Source organism: Microbulbifer sp. SAOS-129_SWC, assembly GCF_039696035.1.
GTDB lineage: Bacteria > Pseudomonadota > Gammaproteobacteria > Pseudomonadales > Cellvibrionaceae > Microbulbifer.
Genome location: NZ_CP155567.1, coordinates 71,956 through 87,432, shown reverse-complemented (window position 1 = coordinate 87,432; position 15,477 = coordinate 71,956). Strand labels below are relative to the sequence as shown.

Annotated in this window: 17 protein-coding genes; 5 read left to right on the top strand and 12 right to left on the bottom strand. The window is 66.0% G+C overall.

Going from position 1 to position 15,477, the window contains the following annotated elements:
* Positions 1 to 43 precede the first annotated feature (43 nt).
* Together ABDK11_RS00405 and ABDK11_RS00400 are read right to left on the bottom strand one after the other, a co-directional pair.
* The gene (locus tag ABDK11_RS00405; RefSeq protein WP_346838345.1) at positions 44 to 745 is read right to left on the bottom strand and encodes a thiol:disulfide interchange protein DsbA/DsbL; all 702 of its coding nucleotides are present in this window, start codon (positions 743 to 745) and stop codon (positions 44 to 46) included.
* Between the two features lie 207 nt (positions 746 to 952).
* Positions 953 to 1,606: a c-type cytochrome gene (locus tag ABDK11_RS00400; RefSeq protein ID WP_346838344.1), complete on the bottom strand. Its 654-nt coding sequence runs from the start codon at positions 1,604 to 1,606 to the stop codon at positions 953 to 955.
* Between the two features lie 220 nt (positions 1,607 to 1,826).
* On the opposite strand from ABDK11_RS00400, the gene yihA reads away from it, so the two are divergent.
* Positions 1,827 to 2,456, top strand: a complete 630-nt coding sequence (yihA, locus tag ABDK11_RS00395) for a ribosome biogenesis GTP-binding protein YihA/YsxC (RefSeq protein WP_346838343.1) — start codon at positions 1,827 to 1,829, stop codon at positions 2,454 to 2,456.
* A gap of 533 nt (positions 2,457 to 2,989) precedes the next feature.
* On the opposite strand, the gene ABDK11_RS00390 is transcribed toward yihA, so the two are convergent.
* The 4 genes from ABDK11_RS00390 to ABDK11_RS00375 are packed head-to-tail and all read right to left on the bottom strand — an operon-like array spanning position 2,990 to position 7,090.
* Entirely contained in the window at positions 2,990 to 4,810 is a 1,821-nt protein-coding gene (locus ABDK11_RS00390) for an adenosylcobalamin-dependent ribonucleoside-diphosphate reductase (protein WP_346840221.1), read from the bottom strand.
* Position 4,811: 1 nt separating this feature from the next.
* A complete protein-coding gene (gene prs / locus ABDK11_RS00385; protein WP_346838342.1) occupies positions 4,812 to 5,777 on the bottom strand; it encodes a ribose-phosphate diphosphokinase in 966 nt (321 codons plus the stop codon).
* Complete coding sequence (locus ABDK11_RS00380) at positions 5,770 to 6,435, bottom strand: alpha/beta family hydrolase (RefSeq protein ID WP_346838341.1); 666 nt, start codon at positions 6,433 to 6,435, stop codon at positions 5,770 to 5,772. Before ABDK11_RS00380 ends, prs begins: the two co-directional genes overlap by 8 nt.
* Positions 6,428 to 7,090, bottom strand: coding sequence for a phosphoribosyltransferase (locus ABDK11_RS00375; protein ID WP_346838340.1), 663 nt, complete (start codon positions 7,088 to 7,090; stop codon positions 6,428 to 6,430). Before ABDK11_RS00375 ends, ABDK11_RS00380 begins: the two co-directional genes overlap by 8 nt.
* A gap of 80 nt (positions 7,091 to 7,170) precedes the next feature.
* Between ABDK11_RS00375 and ABDK11_RS00370 the strand changes: the two genes are divergently transcribed.
* Complete coding sequence (locus ABDK11_RS00370; protein ID WP_346838339.1) at positions 7,171 to 8,166, top strand: hypothetical protein; 996 nt, start codon at positions 7,171 to 7,173, stop codon at positions 8,164 to 8,166.
* A gap of 192 nt (positions 8,167 to 8,358) precedes the next feature.
* On the opposite strand, the gene ABDK11_RS00365 is transcribed toward ABDK11_RS00370, so the two are convergent.
* Both ABDK11_RS00365 and polA read right to left on the bottom strand, forming a co-directional pair.
* Positions 8,359 to 8,565: a hypothetical protein gene (locus ABDK11_RS00365; protein WP_346838338.1), complete on the bottom strand. Its 207-nt coding sequence runs from the start codon at positions 8,563 to 8,565 to the stop codon at positions 8,359 to 8,361.
* Between the two features lie 147 nt (positions 8,566 to 8,712).
* Complete coding sequence (gene polA, locus ABDK11_RS00360; protein ID WP_346838337.1) at positions 8,713 to 11,439, bottom strand: DNA polymerase I; 2,727 nt, start codon at positions 11,437 to 11,439, stop codon at positions 8,713 to 8,715.
* Between the two features lie 207 nt (positions 11,440 to 11,646).
* On the opposite strand from polA, the gene ABDK11_RS00355 reads away from it, so the two are divergent.
* Entirely contained in the window at positions 11,647 to 11,952 is a 306-nt protein-coding gene (locus ABDK11_RS00355) for a hypothetical protein (protein WP_346838336.1), read from the top strand.
* A 64-nt stretch (positions 11,953 to 12,016) separates the two neighbouring features.
* On the opposite strand, the gene ABDK11_RS00350 is transcribed toward ABDK11_RS00355, so the two are convergent.
* Complete coding sequence (locus ABDK11_RS00350; RefSeq protein ID WP_346838335.1) at positions 12,017 to 12,907, bottom strand: zinc ABC transporter substrate-binding protein; 891 nt, start codon at positions 12,905 to 12,907, stop codon at positions 12,017 to 12,019.
* Between the two features lie 146 nt (positions 12,908 to 13,053).
* Between ABDK11_RS00350 and ABDK11_RS00345 the strand changes: the two genes are divergently transcribed.
* Positions 13,054 to 13,884, top strand: coding sequence for an ATP-binding cassette domain-containing protein (locus ABDK11_RS00345; RefSeq protein ID WP_346838334.1), 831 nt, complete (start codon positions 13,054 to 13,056; stop codon positions 13,882 to 13,884).
* Positions 13,885 to 14,691 carry an iron chelate uptake ABC transporter family permease subunit gene (locus ABDK11_RS00340; protein ID WP_346838333.1) on the top strand — a complete coding sequence of 269 codons (807 nt, stop codon included), beginning with the start codon at positions 13,885 to 13,887 and terminating at the stop codon, positions 14,689 to 14,691.
* 9 nt (positions 14,692 to 14,700) lie between these two features.
* Here the strand turns inward: ABDK11_RS00340 and ABDK11_RS00335 are convergent, their stop codons facing one another.
* The 3 genes from ABDK11_RS00335 to ABDK11_RS00325 all read right to left on the bottom strand — a co-directional run bounded on the left by ABDK11_RS00335 (position 14,701) and on the right by ABDK11_RS00325 (position 15,370).
* Positions 14,701 to 14,841 (bottom strand): hypothetical protein, encoded by a 141-nt coding sequence (locus tag ABDK11_RS00335; protein WP_346838332.1) that lies wholly within the window; start codon positions 14,839 to 14,841, stop codon positions 14,701 to 14,703.
* 30 nt (positions 14,842 to 14,871) lie between these two features.
* Positions 14,872 to 15,054 (bottom strand): hypothetical protein, encoded by a 183-nt coding sequence (locus ABDK11_RS00330; protein WP_346838331.1) that lies wholly within the window; start codon positions 15,052 to 15,054, stop codon positions 14,872 to 14,874.
* 76 nt (positions 15,055 to 15,130) lie between these two features.
* A complete protein-coding gene (locus ABDK11_RS00325; protein ID WP_346838330.1) occupies positions 15,131 to 15,370 on the bottom strand; it encodes a hypothetical protein in 240 nt (79 codons plus the stop codon).
* Between the last annotated feature and the right edge of the window lie 107 nt (positions 15,371 to 15,477).

The window sequence follows — 15,477 nt, the reverse complement described above, 5'->3', positions numbered from 1 at the left end:
CAAAAAACCCCGCGCGGGGCGGGGTTTACAAGCGATCGGCGGCTCAGCTGCGCTTGTCGCGTTCGATACGCTCTTTGGAGATCAGGTAGTCGGCCACCTGCAGCATCAGCTCCTGGCCGTTTGCCTTGCCTTTCAGCCCCGGCAGCGCGGTGCTGATGCGGTACTTGCCGGCGACCACGATTTCCGGCGTGCCGCCCAGATGGTAGGCGCGCTGGTTGGCCATGCCCTGCTTCACGCGACTGCTGACAGCAAACGAATCCATCAGCTTGGCGGCCTCGGCACCGTCAGCGCCATTTTCGTTGAACAGCTTGGCAATGGCCGGCAGGTCCGGCTTCCAATCGCGGCCTTCGCGGGTGGCGAACATTTGGTGTTCCTTGGCGATGGCGGTGAAGATCGGGCGGTGCATCTTGTCCAGCACCCCCATTTCATCGGCGACGTAATAGAGGCGCGCGTGCACGTCCATCACCGGGCGCCAGATGGCGGGGATCTTGAGCAGGGAGACATCCGCGGGCAGCTTGCTGACCCACTGTTCGAATTCCGGCTCGAAGTGATAGCAATGCGGGCAGCCGTACCAGAACATCTCGGTGACTTCGATCTTGCTGTCGTCGCGCTGCGGCACCGCCTGCGGCAGTACCTGGTAGTCCATGCCCGGCTTGAACTTGGCCGGCGCGCTGTCCTGGGCGCAGGCGGTGAGGCTGAGCAGCAGGGCAAACAGCACAGTGATCGGGGCGGCAACGGCTCTCATAATTATCTCCAACTTATTCTTTACGGCCCGCGCGGGCCGGGTATCGGGAACCGAGTTGACGGAAAGGAGGTTCCCTATAGACAGTGCAGATTATTGAAGTTCCCCGCCGCCGGCGCAAGGCAGCGCTCGGCGCGATAATCGATAGCGGAACCGCGCGCACAAAAAAGGCCGGTTCGAGACCGGCCTTTTGCATACGCAAGCGCTGGATCAGTCGGTCAGGCCGGCGATGTAGTTGGCCACCGCGCTGATCTCGGCATCGGACAGATGCTTGGCCACGGTGCGCATCACGCGGGTATCGCCATCGTTGGCGCGGCTGCCCTCGCGAAACGCTTTCAGCTGCTTCTCGATGTACTCCGCATACTGGCCGGACAGACGCGGGAAGCCGGCGGGCGGGTTGCCCTTGCCGGTGGGCGAGTGGCAGCCCATGCAGGCGGGGACGCCGATTGCGGCATCGCCGGCGCGGAAGAGCTTGCGCCCCAGGGTCAGGCCGTCGACGGTCTCGCCACTGTTAAGTTTGACTTTCTGCGGCTTGGAACCGCTCAGCTGCATGGTCTGCGCATGGAAATAGGCGGCGATATCGCGCATGTCCTGCGGGGTGGCGTTGTCCAGCTGACCCACCATCTGCGGCACCTGGCGCGCGCCACTCTTGATGTCCATCATCTGTTTGACCAGGTACTTCTCACCCTGGCCGGCCAGTTTCGGGAAGGTTGGTACGGCGCTGTTGCCGTCGGCACCGTGACAGGCGCCGCAGGTTGCGGCCTTGGTCTGCCCGGCTTTGGCGTCGCCATCGGCCATCGCGAGTGAGGCTGCTCCAATGCCCAGTCCCAGGGCCAGAGCGGTGTTTATTACAATTCTTTTCATACGTCGTCCCATTGCGCGCTGAATTGTGGCATGTTGGTGCGCGATTTCTCGCAGACCTCTAAGACCTCTGCGCCGCCGCAAAGCCCGTACCCGCCTGCGCGGCGGTAGTCGCCACCGCGGCGTGTCGGTGGCCATACGGGTCGCAACCCCTGCGACGCATAAACCGCAACATTATATACTTGCGCGCCATTCGAGTGTACCGAATCTGGTTTAACCCACTATGTCTGAAAAAAAAACCGAACGCCTCAACTACCGTTCCGTTCAATTTCTGATCAGCGCACCGACGCTGGCGGAGTGTCCCGAGGACAATGGCGCCGAGGTGGCCTTCGCCGGCCGCTCCAACGCCGGCAAATCCAGCGCGATCAACGCACTGACCGACAACACCAAGCTGGCGCGCACGTCCAAGACCCCCGGGCGCACCCAGCTGATCAACTTCTTCAGCGTGGGCGACCACCAGCGCCTGGTGGACCTGCCGGGCTACGGCTACGCCAAGGTCGCGCGCTCGATGAAAGACGAGTGGCAGCGGCACCTGGCGTTCTACCTGGAAAACCGTAACTGCCTGCGCGGCCTGATATTGCTGATGGACATCCGCCAGCCGCTGAAGGAATTCGACCTGCACATGCTCACCTGGGCAGTCAGCTCGGGGATGCCGGCACACATACTGCTGACCAAGGCCGACAAGATGAAAAATGGCCCCGCCAACAACGTGCGCTTCGCGGTGGAAAAGGCACTGAAGGAACAGGGACTGGACAAAGGCGTCAGCGTGCAGCTGTTCTCGGCCACCAAGAAGCGCGGCCTGGACAAGCTGGAGATCCAGCTGAACCAGTGGCTGGCACTGGAACCGGAATAAGCGCCGGCAGTTTGGCCTCGCCGCCGAACAGATGGCAAAAAAAAGCCGGCAGATGGGGACTGCCGGCCAGGGGTCAGATGCCCTTGGGGATGGGCACCTGGTCAGACGCGCCCAGGGGGACGGGCACGCCTGTGGGTTCTCACCCAAACCTTCCGAAATTCGTTCAAGCTCACAACCGTTACTGAAGAGTAAGATGCTGCGGCGCCGCTCCACAGGGAAATTGCACCCGGGTGGCGAGGTACGAACTGCAGTGATTCTATTCCGATTCAGGCGGCAAGGCCGGGAACAAATCCCAATTGCATGGATAGCCGCAGGCTATTTTTCACCAGACAAAAAAATGCCCCGATGTTGGGGAGGTTTCGGGGCGAGGGAAGCTCACTTACGGGGTTGTGGTGAGGAGCAACTAGGTTGTGCTTGTTTAGAGGCCACCCGGGTAGCGCGGTTCCACCACATCGTGTAAAGAAGCGTAAACCTGCGTCGGCCGTTGCCGCTCTGCTGTCTCCCACCTGCTTTCCCCGCCTGCCGGTGCCCTGCTATTCCCCCTCGCGCTCGATGTCACAGCAGTGACTGGCGGGGAAATCATCCGACCCACGCAAAATCGCATCGGTCACCGGATTGGGGCGAAAGGTGGTACAGCCCTTCAGGCCCAGGGCAAAGGCCTCGCGGTAGAGGGATTCGAAATCGGCAAACGGCAAATCCTCGGGCACGTTCACGGTCTTGGAGATAGCGTTATCCACGTAGGGCTGCAGCGCGGCCTGCATCAGCAGGTGCGCCCGCGGTGACAGCCGCCGCGCCGACACGAATGCCGCCGGCAGCTGTTGCGGATCACCGCCGCGCGCGCACCACAGTCGGTAAACCGGGTCGGCGATCTCAAACTCGCGGTAATCGCCGCGCGGGGTCAGGACCCGCCGCCGATGGCGGAAGTCGAACACCGGCTCGACACCGCTGGAAACACCGTTGGCCAGCAGGCTGATGGTGCCGGTGGGGGCGATGGCGATCAGGTGGCTGTTGCGAATGCCCTTCTCGGCGATGCCGGTGCGCAGCGATTCGGGCAGCGCGCGCACATCGGCGCCGGCCAGGTAGGATTCGCGCTCGAAATACGGAAAGGACCCCCGCTCCACCGCCAGCTCGATGGACGTGCGGTAGGCGGTGTCGCGCACCGTCTGCAGGATCCGCGCCGCCAGGGTGCGCGCCGCATCGCTGTCGTAATGCAGGTCGAGCGCGATCAGCGCGTCCGCCAGGCCGGTAATGCCGATACCCATGCGGCGGCTGCCGCGGGCCTGTTTTTTCTGCGCCGGCAGCGGATAGCGCGACAGCTCGATCACGTTGTCGAGCATGCGCACCCCCACCGCGGTGCACTCGGCAATCCCCACCCAGTCGAGGTCGGCGCGGTCGGTGAACGGCGCCTGCACGAAACGCATCAGGTTGACCGAGCCCAGGTTGCAGGCGCCGTAGGGCGGCAGCGGTATCTCACCGCAGGGATTGGTGGCGCTGATGTGCTCGCGGTAGTGGAGATTGTTGTGGGCGTTGATGCGGTCCACGAACAGCACGCCGGGCTCGGCGTAATCGTAGGTGGCGCGCATGATCTTGCGCCACAGATCGCGGGCGCGCAGCCGTTTCACCACCCGGCAGGGCACCGGTGTTTCCGTGCCACTCCAGCAGCGCGCGCGCAGCTCGTGCCCCTCCCCCTCCAGCAACGCTTCGGGAAACAGCAGCGGCCAGTCGTCATCGGCGTCCACCGCGGCCATAAAGTCGTCACTAACCAGCACGGATAAATTGAAGTGGCGCAACTCGCGGTGGTCGCGCTTGGCGTCAATAAAGCGCTCGATATCCGGATGGTCGCAGCGCAGTGTGGCCATCATCGCGCCGCGGCGGCTGCCGGTGGACAGCAGCGTGGCGCACATCGCGTCCCAGATGCGCATAAACGACACCGGGCCCGAGGCGATGGTGCCGCTGTGGTGCGCGCGGCTGCCGGCGGGGCGCAGCGTGGAGAAATCGCAGCCGATACCGCCGCCCTGCTGCATGGTCAGCGCCGATTCCTTCAGGCGTTCGAAGATCGCCTCCATCGAATCCTCGATGGTGCCCATGACGAAGCAATTGAACAGCGTGACACGCTGGCCCGTGCCGGCCCCGGCGAGAATGCGCCCGCCGGGCAGGAAACGGAAATCCTCCACGTTGCGGAAGAAGCGCAGCGCCCAACGGCCGCGCTCGCGGGATTCGCCCCGCGCCAGCGCCCGCGCCAGCCGCCGCCAGCTGTCCTCGAGCGCGGCGTCGCCCACCGGCTCGCCATCACCGCGGAAGCGGTACTTGGTCTCCCAGATAAAGCGCGATATCTCGGTCTCGAAATAGTCCATCTCAGACACTCAACCGCGTTGCCGGGCCGCACTCGTGCAGGCGCCGGATGGCCTCCGCCAGCAGCCCGGCGCAGTCCACCACCTGCAGCGGGCCATCCGCGCGCTGCGGCAGGGAATTGGTCACCGCCACCGCCTCCAGCGGCAGCTGCGCCAGGCGCGCGAGCGCCTCGCCGCAGAACTGGCCGTGGCTGGCCAGGGCGAGGATGCGCGCCGCGCCGCCGCGCTGCAGCGCGACGACCGCGCGCTCGATGGTGCTGCCGCCGGCGATCAGGTCGTCGACGATCAGCACCGTGGCACCGCGCACCTCGCCCACCAGCGTGCCGCCGGACAGCTCACCGCCACTGCGGTATTTCTCCACAAACGCGCGCCCGCACTCGCGCCCCAGCCGCTCGCCCAGCGCCTGGCGGAATGCCTCCGCGCGCTTGACGCCGCCCACGTCCGGCGACGCCACCACCAGCGGGTTGTGATCCCCCTGCAGCTGCCGCGCGGCGAAGTCGACAAACAGCGGCTGCGCCGGCAGGTGCAGGGTGCGAATGCGGAAGGCGTTCTCAAACGCGGCCAGGTTATGTACATCCAGGGTCACCGCGCAGTCGCAGCCGACCGCCTCGAACAGCCCCGCCAGGTAGCGGCTGGAGAGTGGATCGTGCAGCTTGGTGCGGCGGTCCTTGCGCGCATAGCACAGGTACGGCGCCACGGCGCTGACCCGCGCCGCACCGGCATCGCGCAACGCGCCGATAAAGAACAGCAGCCGCACCAGCTTGTCGTCGACGCTGCTGTCGACATCGCTGTACAGGGACTGCACCAGGTAGACGTCCGCGCCCTCGACATCGTCGAGCGGGCGCAGCTTGTGCTCGCCGTCGACGAAATCGCGCTCCTCATGCGCCGCCAGCGGCAGGCCGAGCGCGGCGGCCACGCGCCCGGCAAGGGCGGCGCCGGCGTCGAGGCTGAACAGTTTCAACTCACGCATCGCGCAGGTACCGCCGGAACCAGTCGATGGCCAGGTCGACCACCACATCCAGGGTGCCGGGCTCCTCGAACAGGTGGGTGGCGCCGGGCACTATCTGCAGCTGCGGCGCGCAGTGCATGCGCGCGGCGGCGGCGCGGTTCAGCTCGATCACCTGGTGATCCTCGCCGCCGACGATCAGCAGCGTCGGCGCTCTGACACAGGGCAGCTCATCGCCGGCCAGGTCCGGGCGACCGCCGCGGGAGACCACCGCCTTCACCAGCTGCGGGCGCCGCGCAGCGGCGATCAGCGCCGCGGCCGCACCGGTGCTGGAGCCGAACAGGCCGAGATTCAGGCGGGCGGTAGCCGGCTCGGCCGCGACCCAGTCGAGCGCGGCTAACAAACGCCGCGCCAGCAGGTCGATATCGAAGCGGTATTCGCGCGTGAATTCATCCACGCGATGTTCTTCGGCGGTCAGCAGGTCGAACAGCAGGGTGCCGATGCCGGCATCGTTGAGGCGCGCGGCCACGCTGTTGTTGCGCGGGCTGAAGCGGCTGCTGCCGCTGCCATGCGCGAACAGGACCAGTGCGCCGCTCCCTTCCGGCAGCGCCAGGAAGCCGGCCAGCTGCTCGCCGGCGGCATCGACCAGCACTTCCTGCACCGCCCCGCTCCGGTCACTCATCCGCGGCGCCCCCGCCGAGCGCCTGCGCCTCGCGCATCAGCGCCAGCACCTGTTCATCGCTGAGCTGGGAGAAATCGTGATACCAGGCACCGATGGCCCAGAAGGACATCGGCCGCAGCGGACACTCGATGCGATCGGCGAGCCCGCTGAAACGCGCCAGGGCCGCAGGCGGTGCCACCGGCACGGCGATCACCAGCTGCTCCGGCTGCTCGGCGCGCACCGCGCGCGCCGCCGCCGCCATGGTGGCACCGGTGGCGATGCCGTCGTCGACCAGGATTACACAGCGGTCGCGCAGCGCCGGCCACGGCCGCTCGCCGCGGTAACGCACCGCACGGCGCTGCAGCTCGGCGCGCTCGGCGCGCGTCTCCCGCTCCAGGTCGTCGTCGCTGATACCGCAACTGCGGATCACATCCTCATTCAGCACCCGCGCACTGCCGGTGATGGCGCCCATGGCCAGTTCCTCGTGGCCGGGTACCCCCAGCTTACGCACCAGCATCAGGTCCAGCGGCGCACTCAGCGCGCGCGCCACTTCCAGCCCCACCGGCACGCCGCCACGGGGCAGCGCCAGCACGATGGTGTCTTTGCGGTCACGATAGTCGCCGAGGGACTGTGCCAGCGCGCGGCCGGCTTCAATGCGGTTTGCGAAGGGCTGCATGACAATCCGGCCCCGACTGGTTGGCGATAAAGGTGGGTAATAAAACTAGACTAGCAAACAGACCACCACGCTTAGTGCTCATGACCCAACTGCATATCCCGGATCTGGACGACAAGACCCACTTCCTGCTCAACCCGGCCAGTTACCCGGAGGGCACGACCTCGGTGCGCCTGGTGGAAACCCATATGGCGCGGGTATTCCTGACCGACCGTTTCGCCTACAAAATGAAAAAGCCGGTGCGCTCCAGCTACCTGGATTTCAGCAGCCTCGACAAGCGCTATGCGGTCTGCCTCGAGGAGCTGCGCCTGAACCGTCGCCTCACCGACGACGTGTACCTGGACGCGGTGCCGCTGTGCCTGACCGCACCGGGCCGGCTGACCCTACAGGAGGCCGGTACCCCGGTGGAGTGGCTGGTGAAAATGCGCCGCCTGCCGGCGGAGGCCAGCTTGCCGCAACGCCTAGCCACACTGGACGCCGCCGGACTAGCGCCGCTGCTACAGCGACTGCAGACCTTCTACCGCCATGCGGTCCCCATCCCGCTGACCGGCAACCAGTACCTGGCGCGGCTGCGCCGACAGGTCGACACCCTGCGCACAGCGCTGCTGGCGCCCGAGCTGGAAGAGAAACTGACCCTGGATCGCGACGCCGTGGACAGCGTGGCGCGCGCGCTGGTGGAATTCAGCGCACAGCAGCAGCCGCTGCTGGATGCCCGCGGGGCACTGATCGTCGAGGGCCACGGCGACCTGCGCCCCGAGCACTGCTTCCTGACCGAACCACCGCAGGTGATCGACTGCCTGGAGTTCAACCGCACCCTGCGCTGCGTGGATCCGCTCGACGAACTCAGCTACCTGGCGCTGGAGTGCGAGCTGCTGGGACGCGCCGACCTGGCGCAACAGATAGTGCACAGCGCCGGCGCGGCGCCGGCAGAGCTGGTGCGCTTCTACCAGTGTTACCGCGCGCTGCTGCGCGCCCAGCTGGCGGCCGCGCACCTGCAGGATGGCCGGGTCAACGAGCCGGACAAATGGCGCCGCAAGACCGGGACCTACCTGGCCGCGGCACTGCAGCGCTGCCCGTGACACCCACCCTCACCGAGCGGACAAAAAAAAGCCCCGGAACTGGGGGGTTCCGGGGCAATATCTGACTTCCTTGGGGGATGATGACGCATTCCAACGATCTTGCCTGTTTAGAGCAGGCGGCGTCGGAACGGTTCCCCAAATTCTGTTAAAAAGTGTTAAAAAATTGAACAAGCTGGCGATTCTGTCGCCAGTTTAGTCCCCGCGGCTGGCGATACACCCGCGCCGCGTGCGCCAGACCAGCGCCGCGGTGTAGACCACCGCCGTGATTACGCCCCACAACAGCCCGTGAGTGAGCGCAAACTCCGCCTCGCGCCCGCGCGCCATCTGCCCACCGGCAATCAGTGCCACCGCGGCCAGATACACCAGCGCAAAGCGCCGAATCCAGAAGCCCTTGGTCATATTCACCTCCTTGGTTATTGAACGTTGTTCTTCCTGTATGAGCGACCGCCAGAGTGTACGCTAAGTGCGTGAGCGATTGGACCGGGCTGGCGCTCCAGCACCGCCGGACGCCGCCAGGCGCCCGCGCAGAAGATGTGCGGTTCTCTTCTAGTGGGCCTCATCCCAGTTGGCGCCCTGCCCCACCTCGACGATCAACGGCACGTCCAGTTCGGCGGCGCCCTGCATCAGTTCAGTGAGCCCGGCTTTGACGGTGTCCACTTCGGACTCCACCACTTCCAGCACCAGTTCATCGTGTACCTGCATAATCAGCTTGCTGGCGAGGCCCTGCTCGGCGAGCCAGGCGTCGACCGCAATCATCGCGCGCTTGATGATATCCGCGGCGGTGCCCTGCATCGGCGCGTTGATGGCGGTGCGCTCGGCGGCCTGGCGCTGCATGCCGTTTCTGGAGTTGATCTCCGGCAGGTACAGGCGGCGGCCGAACAGGGTCTCCACATAGCCGTTTTCGGCCGCCTGCTGGCGCGTGTTGTCCATGTAGGCGCGCACGCCCGGGTAGCGCTCGAAATACAGATCCACGTATTTCTGCGCATCGGCGCGGGAGATGCCCAGCTGCTTGGCCAGGCCGAACGCGGACATGCCATAGATCAGGCCGAAGTTGATCGCCTTGGCGCGGCGGCGCTGCTCGTCGCTGACGTCATCCGGTTTCTCGCCAAACACCTCGGCGGCGGTAGCGCGGTGGATATCCTCGCCGTGGGCAAAGGCATCGACGAGCCCCTTGTCGCCGGACAGGTGCGCCATGATGCGCAGCTCGATCTGCGAATAGTCCGCGGCAATGATGATACTGCCCGCGGGCGCCACGAAGGCCTGGCGGATGCGGCGGCCCTCCGGGCTGCGGATCGGGATGTTCTGCAGGTTCGGGTCGCTGGACGACAGGCGCCCGGTGGCGGCCACCGCCTGGTGGTAGGAGGTGTGCACGCGGCCGGTGGCCGGGTCGATCATCTGCGGCAGCTTGTCGGTGTAGGTGTTCTTCAGCTTGGCCAGGCCGCGGTACTGCATGATCAGCGCCGGCAGCTCGTGGGACAGCGCCAGCTCCTGCAGTACCGGCTCGGCGGTGGATGGCGCCCCCTTGGGGGTCTTCTTGATCACCGGGATACCCAGCTTGTCGAACAGGATCGCGCCCAGCTGTTTGGTGGAGCCGAGATTGAACTCCTCGCCCGCTTCGTCGAAGGCCTTCTGCTCCAGCTCGCGCATCTTCTGTTCCAGCTCGCCGCTCTGTTTGGCCAGCATCGGTGCGTCCAGGTAGGTGCCGTTGCGCTCGATATGGATCAGTACCGGCAGCAGCGGCATCTCGATCTCGTCGAGCACCTTCACCAGCGCCGGAATCTTGTCCAGGCGCGCGGACAGCTCCCGGTGCAGGCGCAGGGTGATGTCGGCATCCTCGGCGGCGTAGGGGCCCGCCTTGTCCAGCTCGATCTGGTTGAAGGTCAACTGCTTGGCGCCCTTGCCGGCGATATCCTCGAAGTGCACCGTCTTCTCGTTCAGGTATTTGAGCGCGAGGCTGTCCATATCGTGGCGGCTGGCGGTGCTGTCGAGCACGTAGGATTCGAGCATGGTGTCGCGTTCGATGCCGCGCAGCTCGATAGCGTAGTTGGCCAGGATATGGCTGTCGTACTTCAGGTTCTGGCCGACCTTTTTCTGCGCCGGGTCTTCGAGGATCGGTTTCAGTTTGGCCAGCACTTCGTCGAACGGCAGCTGGGCCGGCGCGCCCATATAATCGTGCGCCAGCGGCACATAGGCGGCCTTGTAGGGTTCCACGGCAAAGGACAGGCCCACCAGCTTGGCCTGCATATAATTGAGGCTGGTGGTCTCGGTATCGAAGGCGAAGATCTCAGACGCCTTCAGCTTCTGTAGCCAGGCGTCGAACTCGGCCATGTCGGTGACGATGGTGTAGTCGCGCTCCACCGCCTCGGCCATGGCCTCCTCGGCATCCTCGCCGGAGAGCTCTTCCAGCCAGCCGCGGAATTCCATCTCACCGAACAGCTCGATCAGCTGGTCTTTGTGCGGCTCGGCGTTGTGCAGCGCGGCCGGCTGGTACGGCATATCCACATCGGTCTTGATCGTGGCCAGCTTGTAGGACAGCTCCGCGGCCTCGCGGTGCTCGGCCATTTTCTTGCCCAGGGTCTTGCTGCCGCGGAAACCCAGCGGCGCGATGGCGTCGAGATCCGCGTAGATCGCGTCGAGTCCGCCCAAGTTCTGCAGCAGCGCCAGCGCGGTCTTCTCGCCCACCCCCGGCACGCCGGGAATGTTGTCGGACTTGTCGCCCATCAGCGCGAGGAAGTCGATGATCAGCTCCGGGCCCACGCCGAACTTCTCTTTGACCCCGTCGCTGTCCATCTCGGTGTTGGACATGGTGTTGACCAGCGTAATGCCCGGGCGCACCAGCTGCGCCATGTCCTTGTCGCCGGTGGAGATGATCACCTCCAGACCCTGCGCGGCAGCCTGCAGGGCCAGGGTGCCGATCACGTCGTCGGCCTCGACCCCGTCGATCACCAGGCGCGGCAGGCCCATGGCGTCGATGATGTCGTGGATCGGCTGGATCTGCGCGCGCAGGTCATCGGGCATCGGCGGGCGATGGGATTTGTAGTCGGCAAACAGCTCGTCGCGGAAAGTCTTGCCCTTGGCATCGAACACCACCGCCACGGTGCTGCCCGGGTGCTCCTTGAGGTGGCGGCGCAGCATGCTGATCACACCGCGCACCGCGCCGGTGGGCTGGCCGCTGCTGTTGGTCAGCGGCGGCAGGGCGTGAAAGGCGCGGTACAGGTAGGAGGAGCCGTCCACCAGGATCAGCGGCGCGGCACTGGACTTGTCGTTACTCATAGATATCCGGCAATTGGAATTTGTCGTGTTTGTTCACAGTGGGCGACAGGATAACCGCGATCGTTTTTTTTCGCTCGCCCCGACGCCGGTTTTGGCATTGTCATCGCAGCTTCACGGCGTTTTCGCCGCGCGCTTCTAGGCTTTAGATAAACGGACGTGCCCGACGCCGCTACGCGAGGCGCGCCGCGACAGCGAGAGGACGAGAACATGAGCAAGCGATTGATCTGTGGAGCGCTGCTGGCTTGTGCCTGCGGCGCGGCGGGCGCACAGGCGCAGGCGGAACAGCGGGCACTGCAGCAGGCCGGGCCGATGGAATATGTGCAGGTCACCGCCATCTGGGGGCTGACCGAGATCGCCGGCATTCCGGAGCGTTTTGCCGAGCGCCTGCTGCAGCTGAACAAACAGGAACAGCTGCGCCTGCTGGCGGAGCGCCAGCGGCAGATGCTGAAAAGCTTCCGCGCCAAAATGGAAAACGCGCAGACACCGCCGGGCGACACCGGCGAAGCCACCTGAAGGCAGAGGTGCCAGCGCCCGCAGATACGACAGTCGGACGGAAGGTGCTGTCGCGCGGCGGGACTCAATCCACCGCGCGGTCCGGCGACGCCTCCGCTGCCCGGTCCGGCACCTCGGCCAGGCAGCGGCGGGCATCGGCGAGCAGCTGGGTCAGCAGTGCGCTGAAGTCGGCATCCGCCGGCAGCTTGGTGCCCAGCGGGTCCAGCGCCACATAACGCAGCCCGAGGCTGGCGGCGGTCTGGCGATCGCGGTCGTTGGCCGGCACCTCGCCGAACAGACAGCCGTCACCCGCGCCCTGCAGCTGCAGTAGCGTCTTGGCGCCGCGCTGGCTGTGGCGGCTGTCGCTGAGCGGATGCGTGTACACGCCGGCGGGGCCGAAGAAATGCCCGTAGGCGTCGTGGGTGACCGCGATCGGGGTGCCCTTGTAGGCCCACAGCGCACGGTTCTGCACCTTCTGCAGGTTGGCCATGCGGCGCGAGAAATCCCGCGCGCGCTGGCGGTACACGTCCGCCCGCGCCGGCTCCTGTTGCGCCAGCCGCTCGGCGATATGCGCCGCGATCACCGCCGCATTGCGCGGGCGCAGCCAGATATGCGGGTCGTGGGGTGAGGCACCGCCGTATTCGTAACCGCCGGCCTGTATCAGCTGCAGCTGCCGCTGCGCCGGCACCCGCTCCATCTGCTGCGCCAGCACCGCCTCCATCTGCGGCCCCAGCCACACCACCAGTTGCGCGCGCTCCAGCGCCGCGCGGTCGGATACCGTCGGCGCGTAGTGGTGCGGGTCGCCGTTGTTGACCAGCACCTGCACCGGCATGTCGTCGGCGACGATCTCCCGCGCGATCAGCGCCAGCGGGCGCACACTGACCAGCAGCTCGCGCTGCGGCGCCGGTGCGGACTGGCCGCAGCCGCCGAGGCAAACAACAAGGATTAGCGGGAACAGCAACTGCGGGAATTTCATCGGTCTCCGGGCGCTTGTGGCTCTTTTACTATCGGGGGAATCTTCGCGGCTGGCGCGAGCCGCCCCTATTTGCGGGCGGACACGATATAATCACACCCCGCCCGCGGCCGCCAGCCCGGTTGCGGTCACGCACTGTTGCGCCGGTAATGACACGTTGCCGGTCAAAGTTCATTTCTCGCCGTCGCGGAGACACCACCCTGAGCCATTCCGAGCCGCTAATCACCGCCACCGATCTCGGGCTGGAGGTGTCCGGCCGCCAGCTGCTGCAGCATATCGACCTCAAATTGCTGGCGGGCGAAATCGTTACCGTGATCGGCCCCAACGGCGCCGGCAAGACCACGCTGCTGCGCCTGCTGCTGGGCCTGACCGCGCCCACCAGCGGCGCGGTGTGGCGCCGCCCGGGCCTGCGTCTCGGCTATATGCCGCAGCGCCTGCACATAGATCCCACGCTGCCGATGTCGGTACTGCGCTTCCTGCAGCTGGGCCAGTCGCGCCTGCGCGAAGCCGGTGCCCGCGACGCGCTCGCGCGGGTCGGCGCCGAGGCGCTGGCACACGCCAGCCTCGCGGAACTGTCCGGCGGCGAGATGCAGCGCGTGCTGCTGGCCCGCGCCGCCTCGCGCAGGCCGCAGCTGCTGGTGCTGGACGAACCCACCCAGGGGGTCGACGTCGGCGGTCAGAGCGAGGTGTACCAGTTGATCGCGGCGCTGCGCGACGAACTCGGCTGCGGCGTGTTACTGGTGTCCCACGACCTGCACCTGGTCATGGCGGCCACCGACAAGGTGCTGTGCATCAACCAGCACATCTGCTGCGAGGGTCACCCGGAACAGGTGAGCCGCGACCCGGCCTACCTGGAACTGTTCGGCGACAAGGTGGCGCCGTATACCCACCAGCACAACCACGAGCACGACCTGAGCGGCGATATCGTCGCCGGCAGCTGCGATCACACCCACCACAACCATAAACCGGAGCAGCAGTAAGTGGCTTCCATCGGCGAACTGATCCACAGCCAGTTTCTCTGGTACGCGCTGGCCGCCGGCCTGCTGGTGGCGCTGGTCAGCGGCCCGCTGGGCTGCTTTGCGGTGTGGCGGCGCATGGCCTATTTCGGCGATACCCTGGCCCATTCGGCGCTGCTCGGTGTAACCCTGGGGTTTGTGCTGCAGGTGGATGCGACCCTGGCCGTGGGCGCCAGCAGCTGCCTGCTGGCGGTGCTGCTGGTGGCACTGCAGCGGCGCCAGAAGCTGTCGGTGGATACGCTGCTGGGTATTCTGTCGCACTCGATGCTGGCGCTGGGGATCGTCGCGGTGAGCGTGTTCAATATCAACGTAGACCTGCTGTCGCTGCTGCTCGGCGACCTGCTCGCGGTGAGCCCGCGCGACCTGGTGTTGATGCTGGCGGCGGCACTGCTGATCGCCGCCCTGCTCTACCTGCTGTGGGAAAAACTGCTGGCTTTCACGCTGCACGAGGAGCTGGCGGCGGTCGAGGGCGTGCCGGTGGAAAAGGTGCGCCTGGCGCTGATGCTGATGCTGGCGCTGTTGATTGCCATCGCGATGAAAGTCGTGGGTGTGCTGCTGATCACCGCCCTGCTGATCATTCCGGCCGCGGCCGCGCGGCGCCTGTCGCGCACCCCCGAGCGCATGGCACTGCTGTCGTCCACGATCGGCTGCGCGGCGGTGCTGCTCGGCTTGCTGGCCTCGGTGCTGTGGGACACGCCGGCGGGGCCGTCGATCGTACTCGCCGCCAGCCTGCTGTTCCTGCTGTGCCAGCTGCGGCGCGCACCGGCCTGAGACGTGCGCTCAGCGGCGTCGATCGCGCTTGCGGTCGCGCTCGACCGGCTCGCAGCCGGCGCGATGAAATTCGTAGATCGTCAGCCCGATACCCAGCAGCAGCAACAGGAAAACACCCACGGCAACCGCCAGCAATAACTTGTCAGACATCTTTCTATCCCGGCCAGGTAATGCGCAGGGTCAGCGGCGGCTGCGGGCCAGCAGCGCCGACACCTTGAAGTAGATCCCGAACGCGAGAATGGTGGGCACCCACAGAGCCGTGAACACCCCCTGATCCTTGTAACCGTTGAACCACAGGTAGCCGGACAGCACGAAGGACACGGCAACCGCCAGCAAGATGAACAGGTCCGATAAGCGGAACATGGCACACTCCTATTAACCGGGTAATCCAGCCGATCCTCGTGACCGGCCGGATGGTCGCCGTGGCAGTTCGGCGCAATTACACGGAATCCCTATCGTAGTCCCAGAAGCCGACCGCCGCGATCAGCAGTCCGGCGACCACGATACCCGCCGGCAGACGCAATCCGCTTACACCGAATACCGCCACCATGGTCGGCACCAGCCCCAGCCAGCCCAGCGGCAGCCACAGCACAATCGGCAACACGAGCAACAGGCCGCCGAAGCCCACCAGGCGGCGTGCCCGTCGCGATCGCGCAAAGGTGTCGAACAGGTTTTTCATGGAGAGATCCGGCCGCCTGGTAGCTATTCAAAGCATCAATAGCAAGTCTAGCCCGGATCTTTCACCCGGCCGTTTGGGTTTTGGCCCGGCCCGGTGGGTTGGCAAAG